The following is a 17,286-nucleotide window of genomic DNA, read 5'->3' on the forward strand; positions in this document are numbered from 1 at the left end:
CATCGCGGGCCCCGGACGGCGACAATCCCCCTCGACAGAATCCCGCGTGTCGCGGAAGCGAAGCGCCCCAAGGTTTTTCACCCATCACACTGCCCGCGTGCACGCCGATGGCGCCCGCGGGTCCGGCACGACGCGAGCTGCGGCCGGGACGACCGAAAAATCGCTGGCGCATCCCGCGTGGCGCGGCAGATGGACTGCCGCACGGCCAGGTCTGGGTTGCCGACGAGGGTGCCGCTGTCGCCGTCTGGACCACCCCTGCCACCGACGCGGGGCTGGTCTTCGTCGACCTCGCGCCGCGGTTCGCCGAGCTGGCTGGTGATCGCGCGGCGGCTTACGCGGCGGCCGAGGCCGCGCTCGCGCCACACCGCCCGGTCGAACCGGTCTGGTTCCTCGGCACCGTCGGCGTCGACCCAGACGGTCAGGGCCGCGGGCTCGGCGGCGCGGTGATCCGGCCCGGTCTGGAGGCCGCCGAGCGCGCGGACGTGCCCGCATTCTTGGAGACCTCCGAAAAACGCAACGTCGGCTTCTACGAGCGGCTGGGCTTCCGCGTCACCGCGACCGTGGACCTGCCGGACGGCGGCCCCACCACCTGGGCAATGCTTCGCGATCCCGGCGCGTGAACTCCGCACCGGCCCGAAGACCCACGGCTACCTGATAACACACAACACGCCCCGAGCGCCGGATATCGGCGTGCGGGGCGTGCGGTGAGTCCAGAACAGTCAAGCCTCGTCGAGAAGCTCGGCGGTTACGGCGGATTCGGTGTCGGGGACGCCGAGTTCCTTGGCGCGCCGGTCCGCCATCGAGAGCAGGCGCCGAATCCGGCCCGCCACAGCGTCTTTCGTCATCGGCGGATCGGCGAGCTGACCGAGTTCCTCCAGCGACGCCTGGCGGTGCTCCACGCGCAGCTTGCCCGCCGCGGCCAGGTGATCGGGCACCTCGTCGCCGAGGATCTCCAGCGCGCGCTCCACCCGGGCGGCCGCGGCGACGGCGGCCCGCGCCGAGCGGCGCAGGTTGGCGTCGTCGAAGTTGGCCAGCCGGTTGGCGGTGGCGCGCACCTCGCGGCGCATTCGGCGTTCCTCCCAGGTGAGCCGGGTGTCCTGGGCGCCCATCCTGGTCAGCAGCGCGCCGATGGCCTCGCCGTCGCGCACCACGACGCGATCGGTGCCGCGCACCTCGCGCGCCTTGGCGGTGATGCCGAGCCTGCGGGCCGCGCCGACCAACGCGAGCGCCGCCTCCGGTCCGGGGCAGCTGACCTCGAGCGCGGACGAGCGACCGGGCTCGGTGAGCGAGCCGTGCGCGAGAAACGCTCCGCGCCAAGCGGCTTCGGCGTCGGCGATGCTGCCGCCGACCACCTGGGCGGGCAGTCCGCGCACCGGGCGGCCGCGCACGTCGAGCAGGCCGGTCTGCCTGGCCAGCGCCTCGCCCTCCTTGGACACCCGCACGACGTAGCGGGAGGTCTTGCGCAGACCGCCCGCGCCGAGCACGTGCACGTCGGAGCCGTAGCCGTACAGCTCGAAGATCTCCCGGCGTAGCCGTCGAGCGATGGATCCCATGTCCACCTCGGCCTCGACGATCACCCGGCCCCCGACGATGTGCAGGCCACCCGCGAAACGCAACAGGGCGGAGAGTTCCGCCTTGCGGGAACTCACCTGGGACACCGTGAGCCTGCTCAGCTCGTCTTTCACTTCGGCTGTCATCGCCACGAGACGCGCTCCTTTCCACCCAACCCGGACCGCACATCCGCGCCCATGTGCCGTCCCTCGACTCGAAGCCCTGCCATTTGCGGCCGAGGTTGCCGGATCAGCTGATCCAGGGCGGCGGCAAGCTTTCCGGGGTGATGCCGGTCCGTTCCCGCTTCGGCGACATCGGAGAAGGTTACTCGCGCCCGCAACTGTTCGGCAGCCCTGGCAACATGTTCGCGTTCCCGGCCCTCCGGCACCGAGCCGGAATCGACCAACACCTCGTCGACAACGAATTCCGGTGCGTGCTGGGACAATACATGCAGATGGCGCTCGGCGGAGAAACCGGCCGTTTCCCCCGGTTCGGCGGCCAGGTTGAGCACCAGCACCTTCCGCGCCCTGGTGTAGACCAGCGCGTCGCGCAGTTCCGGCACGAGGACGTGCGGAATCACACTGGTGAACCACGAGCCGGGCCCGAGCACCACCACGTCGGCGTGTTCGATGGCCGAGGTCGCCTCCGGACTGGCGGGCGGATCGGACGGGATCAGCCGGACGCGCCGCACCTTGCCCGGCGTCGTGGCGACCGCGACCTGGCCGCGAATGCAGCGGCTGACCCGCGGGTCCGCTTCCAAGCCGGAGACGTCGGCCTCGATGTCGAGCGCGATCGGCGACATCGGGAGCACCCGGCCGCTGGCGCGCAACATCTTGGCCACCTCGTCCAGCGCCGCGACGGGATCGCCGAGCACCTCGGTCAGTCCCGCGAGCACGAGGTTGCCGACCGAATGACCCGCCAGCGCGCCGGTGCCGCCGAAACGATGCTGAACGGTCTGCGTCCACACGCCTTCGGGGTCCGCAGCCAGAGCGGCCAGCGCCATACGCAGATCCCCCGGCGGCAGCACCCCCAGCTCGGCGCGCAGCCGACCCGAGGACCCGCCGTCGTCGGCGACGGTCACCACCGCGCAGATCTTCCTGGTCAGCCGCCGCACCGCCGTCAGCGTCGCGTACAGCCCGTGCCCACCACCCAGTGCGACGATGGCGGGATTCGATTCCCACCCGGTCATTCGCGCCCCAGATCCCGGTGCACGACCCGCACGACGTCGGCGGAGCCGTCGGACTCCGGCCCGATGAGTTCGCCCAGCGCCTCGGCGATCGCCACGCTGCGGTGCTTGCCCCCCGTGCAGCCCACTGCCACCGTCATGTATCGCTTCCCCTCTTGGCGGTAACCGTTGGTCGTCAGGTCGACGAGGTGGCGGCAGGTGTGCAGGTAGTCGGTCGCCCCGGGGCGCGACAGCACGTACTCGCTGACCACCGTCTCCTGTCCCGTGTGTTCCCGCAGTTCCGGTATCCAATGTGGATTGGGTAGAAAACGCACATCCAACACCATGTCGGCGTCCAACGGAACCCCGTACTTGAAGCCGAAGGACTGCACGGTCAGCTGCAGCGCGGCGGGCGCGCCGCCGCCGTATGCCTCCTCCAGCTTGCGGTGCAGCTGGTGAATGGACAACTCGGTGGTGTCGATCACCAGGTCGGCAGCCGTCTTCACGGCCGAGAGGCGCACCCGTTCGGCGGCGATGCCCGCGGACAGCGTGCCGTCGGCGCTCTCGCTCTGCAGCGGGTGGCGGCGGCGGGCGAAGCCGAAGCGGCGGATCAGCACGTCGTCGGAGGCCTCGAGGAAGAGCACCCTGGTCCGCACGCCGAGCGCGCGCAGCTGTTCGGTGACGACCGAGAGATCGCCGGTGAAGAATCTGCTGCGCACGTCCATGACCAGCGCGAGGCGCCGGATCGGCGGCTCGGCGGAAGCGCCGAGTTCGACGAGTCTGCCGATCAGCTCGGGCGGCAGGTTGTCGGCGACGTACCAGCCGAGATCCTCCAGCACCCGCGCGGCGGTACCGCGGCCCGCGCCGGACAGACCGGTCACGATGACGACCTCGACCTGCTGGCGCAGCTGGTTGCCCGCGCGCTGGCCGCCCGCACTGTTGTTCGATTCGACGCGTGTCATGTCCTACCGGAATCCGTGTCTAGGTGCCTCTCGATCATCCCGCACCGGATTCGGTATCGGGCACGCGCGCTCACCCTCCGTGGTGCACGAGGACGGTTCACGAACATGTGGAAACGCTACCGAGGATATATGCAGGTCGGACCGGAGCCGGAGATTTCGGGATCACTCACTCCTCCCGCAGCGCGGCGAGCACGGCTTTCGCGGTGGCCACGCCGATGCCGGGTACCTCGGTGATCTGCTCCACCGTCGCCTCCTTCAACTTGGCCACCGAACCGAAATGAGTGACCAGCGCGGTCCGGCGCGCCGCGCCGAGCCCGCGCACCGAATCCAGCGCCGAGGCCGTCATCCGCCGCGAGCGTTTGCTGCGATGGAAGGTGATGGCGAAACGGTGCGCCTCGTCGCGGACCCGTTGCAGCAGGAACAGCGCCTCGCTGTTGCGCGGCATGATCACCGGATCGGGTTCGCCGGGCACCCACACCTCCTCCAGACGTTTGGCGAGGCCGATCACCGCGACATCGGTGATGCCGAGTTCGTCGAGCACTTCGGCGGCGGCGGCGACCTGCGGCGCGCCGCCGTCGACGACGTACAGGTTCGGCGGGTAGGCGAACTTGCGCGGGCGTCCGGTGCGCGGGTCGATGCCGGGCCGCGAGGTCAGTTCGATCTCGTCGGCGTCGTCGGGCGGAATCGGGTCCACCGCGGAGGTTTCGACGACGACCGTCGAGCCGCCGAGCGGCGAAACCCCGGCTTCGCTCCCGGCCGATCCCTCGGTTCCGACGAGAGGAACGGCGGTCGCGCCGTCGAGTTCCTCGCGCTCGGCCTCGTCGCGCTCCTTGCGGAGCCGGTAGAACCGCCGCCTCGTCACCTCCGCGATGCTGCCGACGTCGTCGGAACGCCCACCGCCCGCGGCCTCCTTGATCGCGTAGTGCCGGTATTCGGACTTGCGCGGCAGACCGTCCTCGAAGACGACCAGCGAGGCCACCACGTCGGTGCCCTGCACGTGGCTGATGTCGACGCACTCGATGCGCAGCGGCGCGGTGTCCAGATCGAGCGCGTCCTGGATGTCCTGCAGCGCCGCCGAACGCGAGGTGAGGTCGCCCGCGCGCTTCAGCTTGTGCTGGGCGAGGGCTTCCATGGCGTTGCGCTGCACGGTCTCGGCGAGCGCCTTCTTGTCGCCACGCTGCGGGACGCGCAGCTGCACCGCCGAACCGCGCAGCTTGCTCAGCCACTCCTGGATCTGCTCGTGGTCCGCGGGCAGCTCGGGGACGAGCACCTCGCGCGGGACCACGGTCGCGGGCTGCTCGTCGGGACTCTGGTCGGCATAGGAGACCTGCTCGCCGTAGAACTGGGTGAGGAACTGTTCGACCAGCGCGGCCAGCTCGCCGCCGGGCTCCGCGGTGTCGACGGCGTCGCCCGCCTTGTCCACCACCCAACCGCGCTGACCGCGCACCCGGCCGTCGCGGACATGGAAGATCTGCACCGCCACCTCCAATTCGTCGGTGGCGAAGGCGATCACGTCGGCGTCGGTGCCGGTGCCGAGCACCACCGCTTGCTTCTCCAGCGCCCTGCGCAGCGCCTGCACGTCGTCGCGCAGCCGGGCCGCGGTCTCGAAGTCCAGATCCTCGGCGGCCTCGTGCATGCGCCGCTCCAGCTCGCGCACCATCCGGTCGGTGCGCCCGGCGAGGAAGTCGCAGAAGTCCTCCACGATGCGGCGGTGCTCGTCGGCGGTGACCCTGCCGACGCACGGCGCGGAGCACTTGTCGATGTAGCCGAGCAGGCACGGACGGCCGATCTGGTTGTGCCGCTTGAAGACTCCGTTCGAGCAAGTGCGCGCGGGGAACACCCGCAGCAGCAGGTCCAGCGTCTCGCGGATCGCCCAAGCGTGCGCGTACGGGCCGAAGTACCGCACGCCCTTCTTACGGGCGCCGCGGTAGACGAACAGGCGCGGGTACTCCTCGTTCAACGTCACCGCGAGCACCGGGTAGGACTTGTCGTCCCGGTAGCGCACATTGAACCGCGGATCGAATTCCTTGATCCAGTTGTATTCCAGCTGCAGCGCCTCCACCTCGGTGGAGACGACCGTCCACTCCACGCTCGCGGCGGTGGTGACCATCTGCTTGGTGCGCGGGTGCAGCGAGGCGACGTCGGCGAAATAGGAATTCAGCCGACTGCGGAGGCTCTTGGCCTTGCCGACGTAGATGACCCGCTTGTGCGCGTCCCGGAATTTGTAGACGCCGGGTTCGACGGGGATCGTACCGGGGGCGGGGCGGTACCTCGATGGATCTGCCACTCGAACAGCCTATCGAGGCGGGGCGACAAGGTTGGTGTCCGTCCTGGCCGCGACTCCGCGACCAGGACCGGCGCTCACCTCGGGACGGCCAACCCGTGCGCCCGCAGCGCGTCGACGAGCGCGTCGGGCCGCTCCGCGGTCGGCAGCGGGTCGACGAGCGCGAAGCGCGAGCCGAGCGCGGTCGCGCCGCCGTCGGCGGGCGCGCTGTCGCCGACCATCAAGGCGCGCGCCGGGTCGACGCCGAGCTCGTTCAACGCGGCGAGGAAGATCCCCGGCTCGGGTTTGATCACGCCCACCTCGAACGAGAGCGCCACCGCGCCGACGAGCCGGTCCCATCCCCTGGTGCGGAACGCCGGACGCACGTCGAACGCGATATTGCTCACCACGCCCACCGGAACACCCTGTGCCGCAAGGAACTCCAGGACGGGTCCGGTGTCGGGGTACGGCGTCCAGGCGAGCGGATCGATCAATCTGCCGTAGAGCCGTTCGGCCTGCTCCTCGGTTGGCACGCCCGAGGAGCGCAGCACCTCAAGGTACGCGTGCCGGTGCAGCGCCGGGTCCAAATCCCTGTTGTCCCAGGCGAGTTGGCCCGCGGCGTCGAAGGTCATGAACTGCTCGACCGGCGCCGTCATTCGCCGCAGGATCTCGGCCTTGGCCTCGACGTCGAAATCCGCGCCGTCGGCGCCGACCAGCTCGTCGCCCCACGATTCGTCCTCCTCCAATCGAAAGATCGTCCCGGAGAAGTCGAAAAGCACGGCCTCGATATCCACCCGCACCAGCGTACCGACGCCGAGGCGAACGGTCCGGTCGAGCGCGGGCGGGGTTCGGGTGGGAGAGCGGCGCGACCGCGCGCACCTGGGAAAAACGGAATCTCCCCGTCTGCGTGCGCGGTTCGGATCGTCACGGCAACTGACGGCCTCGCCCGAAAGCCGCACCGCTGTCGGCCCCGAGGGCTACAGTCCAGGCCATGACGCGCGCGCGACACATCTGGAGCGGAGCCGCCGCGGCCACGATGCTCACGGTCGGACTTCTCACCGGATGTACCACCACCGAGGAGACGACCACCGCCGAATGCACCAGCGCCCCCAACGGCACGCCGGTCGTCGCGGCGCCGCCGACCGCGGCGGGCACGGCGACCACCCAGAATCTCAGCACCAACCCCGAGATCGCCTCCGGTTATCGCAGCGGAATGACCGCGGTGCGCACCGGCTCGTACGCGGTCTCCACCGCAAATCCCCTTGCCACCGAGGCAGCCTGCCGAGTGCTGCGCGACGGCGGCACCGCGGCCGACGCGCTGGTCACCGCGCAGCTGGTGCTCGGCCTGGTCGAGCCGCAGGCCTCCGGCATCGGCGGCGGCGCGTTCCTGCTGTACTACGACGGCGCCACCAAGTCGGTCGAGGCCTACGACGGCCGCGAGGTCGCGCCCGCCGCGGCCACCGAGAACTATCTGCGCTGGATCAGCGACACCGACCGCACCGAGCCGCAGCCGAACGCGCGCGCCAGCGGCCGCTCGATCGGCGTGCCCGGTGTGCTACGGCTGCTGGAGCTCGCGCACCGCGAGCACGGTAAGACCGGCTGGCGCGAGCTGTTCGATCCGGCCGTGGCGATGGCCGACGAAGGCTTCACGATCAGCCCCCGGCTCGCGGGCCAGATCGCGGAATCGGCGCGGGACCTGGCCAGGGACGAGGCCGCGAAACAGTACTTCCTGAATCCCGACGGTTCACCGAAGCCCGCGGGCGCCAAGCTGACCAACCCGGCGATGTCGAAGACGTTGGGCGCCATCGCGTCCGAGGGCGCGGACGCTTTCTACACCGGCGCCATCGCCGAGGATATCGTCGAGGCCGCCACCGCGGGGTCCGGCGGTCGCACTCCGAGCCTGCTCACCGCCCAGGACCTGGCGAATTACCAACCCAAGAAACGCACCGCGCTGTGCGGCGGCTACCGCGGGCACGAGATCTGCGGCATGCCCGCGCCCTCCTCGGGCGGCAGCACGGTCGCGGCCACGCTCGGCATTCTGGAGAACTTCGATCTGGCCGCGCTGAAGCCGGAATCCGTCGATCGCAACGGCGGCAAGCCAAGGGCCGAAGCGGTGCATCTGATCTCGGAGGCCGAGCGGCTCGCCTATGCCGACCGCAACAAGTACGTGGCCGACACCGATTTCGTTCCATTGCCCGGTAATTCGGCGCAGACCTTGATCGACAAGAACTACCTGAAGCAGCGCGCGTCGCTGATCGATCCCGGCCGCAGCATGGGCACCGCGAAACCGGGCGACTTCGGACCGGTTCCGGTGGGGGTCGGCCCGCAGCCGCCCGAGCACGGCACCAGTCACATCTCCGTGGTGGACGAATACGGCAACGCCGCGGCGATGACCACCACGGTCGAGTCCGCGTTCGGTTCCTTCCATCTCGTCGACGGCTTCGTCCTGAACAACCAGCTCACCGACTTCGCCGCGGACCCGATGGACCCGGACGGCACGCCGGTGGCGAATCGGGTGCAGCCCGGCAAGCGCCCGCGCAGCTCGATGGCTCCCACCCTGGTGTTCGATCGCGGGCCCGATGGCGCACGCGGCGAGCTCACCCACGTCACCGGTTCGCCGGGCGGTTCGGTGATCATCCAGTTCGTGGTGAAGACGCTGGTCGGCATGCTGGACTGGGGTCTCGATCCACAGCAGGCGGTCTCGGCGGTCTCGTTCGGCGCGGGCAACACCCCGACAACCGGCGTCGGCGGCGAGCACCCCGCCATCGACGCGAGCGACAACGGCGACCACGACCCACTCGTCCTCCGGCTCCGAGAACTCGGCCACCAGGTCTCCGTCGCACCCCAGTCCAGCGGTTTGAGCGCGCTGCAGCGCGACGGACCCGGCCTGATCGGCGGCGCCGACCCGCGGCGCGAGGGCGCGGTCCTCGGCGACACTCGCTGAGTTCGAAACCGGACCGCCAGCGGGCGGCGAAGATCAGTCGCGCTCGGGCTCTTGCGCCCCCGCGTACTTCGCGCCGAGTTCGCGCAGCCGATCCATCGCGCGGGCGGCGTGGGCCTTGTCGTTGGAGCGGATCGCGAGCAATGGCACGTAGTCGTCGTCGACCAATTCCAGTCGCGCCCAGGACTTCTTGTCCGGGAAGGTCACGCCGCGGATGTGCTCCCAGCCGAAGAGGTGGTCGCCGAGAATGTTGCGCACCGAGACGCCACGGTGCCCGACTCGCACCCGCGGCCGGGTCAGCATGAGCACTCCGCCCGCGATGAGCACGCCGATGGTGACCATCGCGATCTGGTCGGCGAGCCGGAAGTTCACGCCGGTCGAGCCGCTTTGCAACCAGATGCCGCCCACCGCGAACATCGCAACGATCACGGCGGCGACGATCCGCGCGGTCAGCACCGACCGCCGCGGACGCACCTCGAAGTCCCAGTCGCCCTCGGTCGCGGCGCCGGACGACGGCGCGGCGTCGTTTCTCCTCCAGATGCGGACGACCGGCATGACTACGCGGGCTGCCGCAGCGCGCGCAGGGTGAGCGCGGCGTCCAGCGCCGCCGCGCAGGCCTGCTCGCCCTTGTCCTCGGCCGAACCGGGCAGCCCGGCGCGATCCAGCGCCTGCTCCTCGGTGTTGGTGGTCAGCACGCCGTTGGCGACCGGGGTCGCGGCATCGAGCGAGACCCGGGTCAGGCCCGCGGTCACCGCGTCGCAGACGTATTCGAAATGCGGTGTGCCGCCGCGGATCACGACGCCGAGCGCGACCACCGCGTCGTGGGTGCGGGCCAGTTCCTGGGCGACCACCGGCAGCTCCATGGCGCCCGCGCACCGCACCACCGTCACGTCGCGGACACCGGCCTGCTTCGCCACCCGCTCGGCATTGGCCACCAGCGTGTCGCAGATCTTGGTGTGCCAGCGCGAGGCGACGATGCCGAGCTTCAGGTCCTTGGCATCCGACAGCTCGAAGCTGGGTACGCCGGTGCCGCTCATCGTGTTCCGCCTTTCCGAAGGTGGTGGTTCACTGCGCCGTCTCGCCGAGATCTAGTTCGTCGAGACCGATCAGGTCGTGGCCCATGCGGTCGCGCTTGGTGCGCAGGTAGCGCAGGTTCTCGGCGTTGGCACGCAACGGCATCGCGACGCGCTCGGTGATGCGCAGGCCGTAGCCGTCGAGGCCGACGCGCTTGGCCGGGTTGTTGGTGAGCAGGCGCATGGACCGGATGCCCAGGTCGACCAGGATCTGCGCGCCGGTGCCGTAGTCGCGGGCGTCGGCGGGCAGGCCGAGTTCCAGGTTCGCGTCGACGGTGTCGTGCCCGGAGTCCTGCAGCTGGTAGGCCTGCAGCTTGTGCATCAGGCCGATGCCGCGGCCCTCGTGACCGCGCATGTACAGCACGACGCCGCGGCCTTCCTTGTCCACCATCTCCAGCGCGGCGTCCAGCTGCGGGCCACAGTCGCAGCGCAGCGAGCCGAACACGTCGCCGGTCAGGCACTCCGAGTGCACTCGCACCAGCACGTCCTCGCCGTCGCTGATGTCGCCGCGCACCAGCGCGACGTGCTCGACCTCGTCGTAGATGCTCTGATAGCCGACGGCGGTGAAATTGCCGTGCGCGGTGGGGATGCGCGCCTCGGCGACCCGCACCACCTGCTTCTCGTGCTTGCGCCGCCAGGCGATCATGTCCGCGATGGAGATCAGCGCCAGCTCGTGCTCGTCGGCGAAGACGCGCAGCTCCTCGGTGCGGGCCATATGGCCCTCGTCCTTCTGGCTGACGATCTCGCAGATGACGCCCGCGGGACGCAGACCGGCCATGCGGGACAGGTCGACGGCGGCCTCGGTGTGGCCGGGACGACGCAGCACGCCGCCTTCCTTGGCGCGCAACGGCACCACGTGACCGGGTCGGGTCAGGTCGTCGGCCTTGGCGTCGGCGTCGGCGAGCAGGCGCATGGTGGTGGCGCGGTCGGCGGCCGAGATGCCGGTGGTGATGCCCTCGCGGGCGTCGACGGACACGGTGTAGGCGGTGCCGTGCTTGTCCTGGTTGGTCGCGTACATCGGCGGCAGGCCGAGGCGGTCGCAGTCGTCACCGGTCAGCGGCACACAGATGTAGCCGGAGGTATAGCGGATCATGAAGGCGACCAACTCGGGGGTGGCCTTTTCCGCGGCGAAGATGAGGTCGCCCTCGTTCTCGCGGTCCTCGTCGTCGACGACGACTACGGCCTTACCGGCCGCGATGTCGGCGACTGCGCGCTCGATGGTGTCGAACCTGGTCACGTCTGCTGTGCTCCATCTCGAATTAGGTGCCTCACTACAGTAAGGCCTGTGCCGTGCGCCCCCGGCGGCGCACCCGCACGCGTGGGCTCAGCCGCGCTGCTGCAGTCGTTCGACGTACTTGGCGATGACGTCGACCTCGAGGTTCACGGTGGTCCCCACGGTCGCCGCGCCCAGGTTCGTCATCGACAGCGTGGTCGGGATGAGCGACACCTCGAACCAATCGCGGTTGCCGTCGGCGGCGGGCTCGTCGGCGATGCCCAGGCCCGAGACGGTCAGCGAGATGCCGTCGACGGTGATCGAGCCCTTCTCCACCACGTAGCGGGCGATCGAGTCGGGCAGCGAGACGCGCACGACCTCCCAGTTCTCCGAGGGGGTCCGCGAGAGGACGGTGCCCGTGCCGTCGACGTGGCCCTGCACCAGATGTCCGCCGAGACGGCTGTTCAGCGCGGCGGCCCGTTCCAGATTGACGCGCGAGCCCGCGCCGAGCCCGCCGATCGAGGAGCGGTCCAGCGTCTCCTGCATGACGTCGACGGTGAAGGAGTCGCCGTCGACGACCTCGACCACGGTGAGGCACACGCCGTTGACGGCGATCGAATCGCCGTGTCCGGCATCGGAGGTGACGAGCTTGCCCCTGATGGTCAGGCGCGCGGCGTCGGCCAGCTGCTCGGTGGCGACGATCTCGCCCAGCTCCTCGACGATGCCTGTGAACATGCGTGACTCCCTGTCGCGTGTGTACGTACGGTTGCGGAACAGCCGTGACCCGGCCGCTATTCCCGGCGCCCTCCCAGGGTAACGACGCCCGGTCGCCGCGAGCCCGACGCAGTTGGTCTCCCGGCGGGTGCTCCTGTGCGTAGCACGGGCAACCTGGGTCTCATCCGTTGGCAGGTACTCACGCAGAGAACCACACCATGAGCAGGCACACCTGCTCCCAGCATCCGAAACCGTAATTCTGCGACACACCGCGAAAGCATCCCGGCGGACTTTTCCGGTCCACCCGACGACCGCATGCCGGCATTATTCGCAAACAATTCCGTACGGTCATACCGGAATTTCCCGGTTTCCTCGTCGACGACAATTGTTCAGCCAGACTTTCCGGGTATCCCCCGGTCGCTTCCGGCCCGTCCGCGTAACCTCGAACCAGTCCTGATGCCCAGCTCGAAACACGGATACACCAACTTCTTGCGCGGGGGCAGGAATGGAAGCAATATTGTTATGTAGCTGATTCCTACCGTTCAACTTCTGATCCGAGCAGTTCGCCGTCGAATACTTCGACAAGGCCGACGCCCGCTTCGTCCGGGTAGCGCCCCGAGGAGTTCGACACCGGGAAATCCACCACTCGAGGAAGTCAGAACAACACAGTGGGACAACACGAGTTCGTCAAAGATGGGGGTGCCGCGTGACCACGTTTCTCGATTCGACACTGGAAGTCCGCTGCGTGCAGTACCGGCGCGAGTTCCACATGCCCGCATCGATCGATCCCACGTCACGCCGCATCCTGCTGCACATAGGCACCCATTTCGGCGCCATCACGATGCCCGCCGATCTCGGCGAACAGGTGCAACTCGAGCTCACCCGCGCGCAGATCGCCGCACCGGTCGTCCACCACCCGCGCGCGAGACGCTGGACGTTCATCACCGGTCCCGCCCGGCCCGATTCGCTCACCGTCGCCGTCTCGGCCGAACTCTTCCGGCTCTACGCGACGGTCGCCTGCACCGGAAGCCAGGTGGTGCTGCCCTCGCCCGACGACGAGCGCACCGGCTACCGCGTCTGGGTGCGCCCGCCGGAGAGCGCGACCACACTGCCGCCGCTGAACATCGTCATCGAGGCGACGCGAGCCCTCGGAGCCCCGAAAACCCGCGCCCGGTAACCGAATCCGACCCAGCGGCACTCGCCATGCGGGTGCCGCGCCGATGGCTCAGTGCCAGACAGCGGCCGCCTGCCGCCGCAACTTCTGCACCGTGGCGCCGGGGTCGGCGGTGTTGTAGACCGCGGAGCCCGCGACGAAGCAGTCGATGCCCGCCTCGGCCGCCTGCTCGATGGTGTCGGCGTTGATGCCGCCGTCGATCTCGACGATCAGCCGCAGTTCACCGGCATCGACCAGCCTGCGCACCGTGCGCGCCTTGTCCAGCACGTGCGCGATGAACGACTGGCCGCCGAAGCCCGGCTCGACGCTCATCACCAGCAAGGTGTCGAACTCCCGCAGAATCTCCAGGTACGGCTCGATCGGCGTGTTCGGCTTCACCGAGAGACCGGCCTTCGCGCCCGCGGCGCGGATGTCCCGGGCCACGGCGATCGGGTCGTCGGTCGCCTCGGCGTGGAAGGTGACGTTGTGCGCGCCCGCCTCCGCGTACGGCGGGGCCCAGCGGCCCGGATCCTCGATCATCAGGTGGCAGTCCAGCGGGATGTCGGTCGCCTTCAGCAGGCTCTCCACCACCGGAAGGCCCAGCGTGAGATTCGGCACGAAATGGGCGTCCATCACGTCGACGTGCAGCCAGTCCGAGCCTTCCACCCGGCGGGCCTCGTCCGCGAGATGAGCGAAGTCGGCGGACAGGATGGACGGTGCGATCATCGGCTGGCCAGGGCGGGAAAACGTCGGAGAGGACACAGCCCGGCAGTGTACCGAGCCCGGATCACATGCCGTACCCCAGGGAATCGGTGATTGTCGGCGGCCTCCAGTGGGTAGCCTGGGCAGAGTGATCAACATTTCGGCGGAACAGGGGCTCTACAGCACCCCGGTGGAGATTCGGGTGGCCGCATCGGTCACACAGCTGCCCATCGTTCGCGGGCTCGCCGAAACTCTCGTCCTACTCAGCGATTTCACCCTCGACGAAGTGGCCGACATCCGGTTGGCCGTCGACGAGGTGTGCTCGACCCTGATCGCGCTAGCCGCGCCCGGCACCAGCCTGGACTGCCGATTCACCATCGGGGAGACCGAACTGCGGGTGGAGGTCACCGGCGTCGCCGGGTCCGAAGGGATGCCCGACCAGCGCAGCTTCGGCTGGCATGTGCTGCGCACGCTCACCGACGCGGTGGAGGCGACACAGAATTCGTACGATTCGGCGGTCTCCGGATATCCGACGACGGTGGAGTTCCGTCGGGTCCGGGGGAAGGCGTAGTGGCGGACGAGGACACCGTGTTCGACCAGGAACGTGATGAGAACGCCGAATCCGAGCCCACCGACGCCGCCGAGGACGCGGAGGCCGTCGCCGAAGCGGGGTCGGTCACCGGCTACGACGATCTGAACGCGCTGTTCGAGCGATTGGCCGGATGCGAGCCGGGCACCGCCGACCACGCCGCGACGCGCGCCGAGCTGATCAGCCGCTGCATCCCGCTCGCCGACCACATCGCGCGCAAGTTCAGCGGCCGCGGCGAACCGTTCGACGACCTGACCCAGGTCGCGCGAGTCGGGCTGGTGCACGCGGTGGACCGCTTCGACATCTCGCGCGGATCGAACTTCCTCTCGTTCGCGGTGCCGACCATCATGGGCGAGGTCCGCCGCTACTTCCGCGACAACACCTGGGCCATGCGAGTGCCGCGCCGGGTCAAGGAAACCCACCTGCGCATCGGCGCGGCCATCGACACCCTCTCGCAGACCCTCGGCCGCTCCCCCACCGCCAAGGAGATCGCCGCCGAACTCGACGTGGATCCCGACGAGGTGACCCAGGCCGTCATCGCGGGCAACGCGTACCAGCCCAGCTCGATCGACGCGGCGGCGCTCGGCCGTGACACCGAGGCCTCGCTGCTGGACACGCTCGGCGAGGAGGAGTCCCAGTTCGACCGGGTCGAAGAGTACGTCGCCATCCGGCCGCTGCTCGCCGGACTGCCGGAACGCGAACGCCGGATCCTCACCATGCGGTTCTTCGAATCCATGACCCAGACGCAGATCGCCAAGCAGATGGGCATCTCCCAGATGCACGTCTCCCGGATTCTGGCGAAAACTCTTGCCCGCCTGCGGGAGCTGTCGAGCCGGGACTGACGGTTCAGCCCGCCGCGCGCTGTTTGCGAACCTTCGCGGGTGCGGAGAGCCACCAGGCGGCATCGATCAGTTCGCGCAGTTGATCCGCTGCGATCCGGTCGAGATCGATGAGGATGTACGGATACCCGTCGTAGTGCGGCGTGGTGTAGAAGGCGGGATCGCCCGAGGCGAGCAACGCCTCCTTCTCCACCATCTCGCACAGCAGCACCAGCCCGCCCTCGGCCTCCGACCGCAGTCGCGCGAACCCCTTACCGCCGACTTTGAGCGCGGGGCTGCGCCACCAGGTCGACTCCTCGACCGCCGGGAGTTCGGTCGCGATCGTCACCACGTCTTGCCACGTCAGGGTCATGGAACCAGTGTGCGCGGGTGCGTGGGTCGGTGGATTGGACGGATGGAACGGGTTCGCCCGGCTCGGCCGACACTCAACTCGGTTTGCGCAGCGCCGCCATGAACATGGCGTCGGTGCCGTGGCGGTGCGGCCACAGCTGGGCGGCGGGGCCGTCGCCGACGTCGGTGACGCCGGGGAGCAGGTCGCGGGTGTCGAGTTCGACCGCGCCCGTGCGGCGGACGTGGTCGGCCACGATCGACACGGTCTCGGCCAGGTGCGGCGAGCACGTCGAGTACACCACCACGCCGCCGGGCCGGAGCAGATCCCATGCCGCGGTGAGCAATTCGCGTTGCAGCACGACCAGGTCGCGCACGTCGGCGGGGCTGCGCCGCCAGCGGGCCTCCGGCCTGCGCCGCAGTGCGCCGAGGCCGGTGCACGGTGCGTCGACCAGGATGCGGTCGTAGCCGGGCTCGAGTCCGCTGTCGCGGCCGTCGACGACGTGCACCCGCACGGGCAGGTCGCGGGTGGCCTTGCGCACCAGTTCGGCGCGGTGTTCCGCGGGTTCGACGGCGTCCACCTGGAAGCGGTCGATCTCCGCGAGCGCGCCGAGCAGCGCGGCCTTGCCGCCCGGACCCGCGCACAGGTCGAGCCAGCGCCCACCGTCGGGGCCTTCCAGCGGGGCTCGGGTCAGGCTCAGTGCGACCAGCTGGCTGCCTTCGTCCTGCACCGCGGCCATGCCCTCGCGCACCGGCTCCAGCTTGCCCGGATCACCGCCCTCCAAGTAGACCGCGTAGGGCGACCAACGACCCTCTTCGCCGCCCGTGACCAGCGCCAGTTCCTCGGCGGTGATCTCGCCGGGCCGGGCGACCAGGTGCACGACCGGCCGATCGTCGTCGGCGGCGAGCAGGTCGCCCAACTCGCCCGCGCGGGCGCCGAGCGCGTCGGCGAACGCCTGGGCGATCCACGTCGGGTGCGCGTACTCGAAGGCCAGCCGTCCCACCGGATCCTCCGGCGCCAGCGCCTCGACCCATTCCTCGGCGGTCTTCTCCCCCGCGCGTCGCAGCACGGCGTTCACGAAACCGGACTTGCCCGCGCCGAATTCGGCCCTGGCCAGCGCCACCGAGGTGTCGACCGCGGCGTGCGCGCCGATGCGGGTGCGCAGCAGCTGGTAGACGCCGAGCCGCAGCACGTCGAGCAGCGGTCCGTCGATCTCCTCGACCGACCGGCCCGCACCGTGCGCGATCACCGCGTCGAGCAGACCCTGGGTCCGGCAGGCGCCGTAGGCCAGCTCTGTCGCCAGCGCGGCGTCCCGTCCGGAGACGCGCCGGTCGCGAAGCAGGCCGGGCAGCACGAGATTCGCGTACGCGTCGCGCTCCCGGACCGCGCGCAGCACCTCGAGCGCGACCTCGCGCGCGGGGTCGACGGAACCGGCGCGCCGGGCGCGCTTGCCGGAAGTAACCTTCTCCGCCCCAACGGGTTTCGCCGCGCTCCGCCCGGCTCGCTCGGGTCGTCCCGCGTCGTCCGCTCGCCGCTTGCCGTACGTCCCCGAGCCCTTCTCCGGCCGCTGGCGGCCGGAGGCGTCTGCCCGGCGCTCGGCACCGCCCGACCGGCGCTCGTCGTAGGACGCCGAGACATCCTCGGCGCCACGGCGACCAGCGGCGTCCGACTTGTACCCGCGATCGCTCGACCTGCGATCGCCATAAGACGCCGACCCGGCCTCAACTCCTCGCCGTCCGGAGGCGTCGGCGGCGGACCGGTATCCACCGCTGGAACGGTCCCCGGTGTCGCTC

At 69.9% G+C, this 17,286-nt stretch carries 16 protein-coding genes and 1 pseudogene; 5 read left to right on the forward strand and 12 right to left on the reverse strand.

Annotated features, from left to right (window positions below; all coding sequences use genetic code 11):
• Window positions 1-107: 107 nt before the first annotated feature.
• Complete coding sequence (locus T333_RS24250; protein WP_496425940.1) at window positions 108-620, forward strand: GNAT family N-acetyltransferase; 513 nt, start codon at window positions 108-110, stop codon at window positions 618-620.
• Window positions 621-719: 99 nt separating this feature from the next.
• On the opposite strand, the gene whiA is transcribed toward T333_RS24250, so the two are convergent.
• The 5 genes from whiA to T333_RS24275 form a co-directional block, all read right to left on the reverse strand.
• Window positions 720-1,697, reverse strand: coding sequence for a DNA-binding protein WhiA (whiA, locus tag T333_RS24255; protein ID WP_355002653.1), 978 nt, complete (start codon window positions 1,695-1,697; stop codon window positions 720-722).
• The gene (locus tag T333_RS24260; RefSeq protein WP_355002249.1) at window positions 1,694-2,740 is read right to left on the reverse strand and encodes a gluconeogenesis factor YvcK family protein; all 1,047 of its coding nucleotides are present in this window, start codon (window positions 2,738-2,740) and stop codon (window positions 1,694-1,696) included. Before T333_RS24260 ends, whiA begins: the two co-directional genes overlap by 4 nt.
• Window positions 2,737-3,678, reverse strand: coding sequence for an RNase adapter RapZ (rapZ, locus tag T333_RS24265; RefSeq protein WP_246124077.1), 942 nt, complete (start codon window positions 3,676-3,678; stop codon window positions 2,737-2,739). The genes T333_RS24260 and rapZ overlap by 4 nt, the downstream gene beginning before the upstream one ends.
• Before the next feature lie 166 nt (window positions 3,679-3,844).
• Window positions 3,845-5,965: an excinuclease ABC subunit UvrC gene (gene uvrC / locus T333_RS24270; RefSeq protein WP_496425941.1), complete on the reverse strand. Its 2,121-nt coding sequence runs from the start codon at window positions 5,963-5,965 to the stop codon at window positions 3,845-3,847.
• 74 nt (window positions 5,966-6,039) lie between these two features.
• A complete protein-coding gene (locus T333_RS24275; protein WP_496425942.1) occupies window positions 6,040-6,735 on the reverse strand; it encodes an HAD family hydrolase in 696 nt (231 codons plus the stop codon).
• A 197-nt stretch (window positions 6,736-6,932) separates the two neighbouring features.
• On the opposite strand from T333_RS24275, the gene ggt reads away from it, so the two are divergent.
• On the forward strand, window positions 6,933-8,885 hold the full coding sequence (gene ggt / locus T333_RS24280; protein ID WP_496425943.1) for a gamma-glutamyltransferase: 1,953 nt from the start codon (window positions 6,933-6,935) through the stop codon (window positions 8,883-8,885).
• Window positions 8,886-8,918: 33 nt separating this feature from the next.
• Here ggt and T333_RS24285 read toward each other — a convergent pair whose 3' ends face one another.
• The 4 genes from T333_RS24285 to T333_RS24300 all read right to left on the reverse strand — a co-directional run bounded on the left by T333_RS24285 (window position 8,919) and on the right by T333_RS24300 (window position 11,903).
• Entirely contained in the window at window positions 8,919-9,437 is a 519-nt protein-coding gene (locus tag T333_RS24285; protein WP_355002245.1) for a PH domain-containing protein, read from the reverse strand.
• Window positions 9,438-9,439: 2 nt separating this feature from the next.
• On the reverse strand, window positions 9,440-9,919 hold the full coding sequence (gene ribH, locus T333_RS24290) for a 6,7-dimethyl-8-ribityllumazine synthase (RefSeq protein WP_355002244.1): 480 nt from the start codon (window positions 9,917-9,919) through the stop codon (window positions 9,440-9,442).
• A gap of 28 nt (window positions 9,920-9,947) precedes the next feature.
• Window positions 9,948-11,192, reverse strand: coding sequence for a bifunctional 3,4-dihydroxy-2-butanone-4-phosphate synthase/GTP cyclohydrolase II (locus T333_RS24295; RefSeq protein WP_355002243.1), 1,245 nt, complete (start codon window positions 11,190-11,192; stop codon window positions 9,948-9,950).
• A gap of 87 nt (window positions 11,193-11,279) precedes the next feature.
• Complete coding sequence (locus tag T333_RS24300) at window positions 11,280-11,903, reverse strand: riboflavin synthase (RefSeq protein WP_355002242.1); 624 nt, start codon at window positions 11,901-11,903, stop codon at window positions 11,280-11,282.
• Window positions 11,904-12,588: 685 nt separating this feature from the next.
• Between T333_RS24300 and T333_RS24305 the strand changes: the two genes are divergently transcribed.
• Complete coding sequence (locus T333_RS24305) at window positions 12,589-13,059, forward strand: hypothetical protein (protein ID WP_355002241.1); 471 nt, start codon at window positions 12,589-12,591, stop codon at window positions 13,057-13,059.
• 48 nt (window positions 13,060-13,107) lie between these two features.
• Here T333_RS24305 and rpe read toward each other — a convergent pair whose 3' ends face one another.
• Complete coding sequence (gene rpe, locus T333_RS24310) at window positions 13,108-13,761, reverse strand: ribulose-phosphate 3-epimerase (protein WP_141809930.1); 654 nt, start codon at window positions 13,759-13,761, stop codon at window positions 13,108-13,110.
• Between the two features lie 124 nt (window positions 13,762-13,885).
• Here rpe and T333_RS24315 point away from each other — a divergent pair, with 124 nt between their 5' ends.
• Window positions 13,886-14,308, forward strand: a complete 423-nt coding sequence (locus tag T333_RS24315) for an ATP-binding protein (RefSeq protein WP_355002240.1) — start codon at window positions 13,886-13,888, stop codon at window positions 14,306-14,308.
• Complete coding sequence (locus tag T333_RS24320; protein WP_355002239.1) at window positions 14,308-15,168, forward strand: RNA polymerase sigma factor SigF; 861 nt, start codon at window positions 14,308-14,310, stop codon at window positions 15,166-15,168. Before T333_RS24315 ends, T333_RS24320 begins: the two co-directional genes overlap by 1 nt.
• Window positions 15,169-15,172: 4 nt before the next feature.
• Here T333_RS24320 and T333_RS24325 read toward each other — a convergent pair whose 3' ends face one another.
• The gene (locus T333_RS24325) at window positions 15,173-15,517 is read right to left on the reverse strand and encodes an MmcQ/YjbR family DNA-binding protein (RefSeq protein ID WP_496425944.1); all 345 of its coding nucleotides are present in this window, start codon (window positions 15,515-15,517) and stop codon (window positions 15,173-15,175) included.
• A 73-nt stretch (window positions 15,518-15,590) separates the two neighbouring features.
• Window positions 15,591-17,015: pseudogene (locus T333_RS24330) on the reverse strand (RsmB/NOP family class I SAM-dependent RNA methyltransferase); the annotation flags it as partial.
• Window positions 17,016-17,286 lie beyond the last annotated feature (271 nt).

The organism is Nocardia sp. CNS-044 (genome assembly GCF_059570515.1).

Bases quoted from the DNA above. Each gene is read 5' to 3' on its own strand.
- T333_RS24250 (WP_496425940.1), top strand. From the start codon at position 108: ATGGCGCCCGCGGGTCCGGCACGACGCGAGCTGCGGCCGGGACGACCG.
- whiA (WP_355002653.1), bottom strand. From the start codon at position 1,697: ATGACAGCCGAAGTGAAAGACGAGCTGAGCAGGCTCACGGTGTCCCAG.
- T333_RS24260 (WP_355002249.1), bottom strand. From the start codon at position 2,740: ATGACCGGGTGGGAATCGAATCCCGCCATCGTCGCACTGGGTGGTGGG.
- rapZ (WP_246124077.1), bottom strand. From the start codon at position 3,678: ATGACACGCGTCGAATCGAACAACAGTGCGGGCGGCCAGCGCGCGGGC.
- ggt (WP_496425943.1), top strand. From the start codon at position 6,933: ATGACGCGCGCGCGACACATCTGGAGCGGAGCCGCCGCGGCCACGATG.
- T333_RS24285 (WP_355002245.1), bottom strand. From the start codon at position 9,437: ATGCCGGTCGTCCGCATCTGGAGGAGAAACGACGCCGCGCCGTCGTCC.
- ribH (WP_355002244.1), bottom strand. From the start codon at position 9,919: ATGAGCGGCACCGGCGTACCCAGCTTCGAGCTGTCGGATGCCAAGGAC.
- T333_RS24300 (WP_355002242.1), bottom strand. From the start codon at position 11,903: ATGTTCACAGGCATCGTCGAGGAGCTGGGCGAGATCGTCGCCACCGAG.
- rpe (WP_141809930.1), bottom strand. From the start codon at position 13,761: ATGATCGCACCGTCCATCCTGTCCGCCGACTTCGCTCATCTCGCGGAC.
- T333_RS24325 (WP_496425944.1), bottom strand. From the start codon at position 15,517: ATGACCCTGACGTGGCAAGACGTGGTGACGATCGCGACCGAACTCCCG.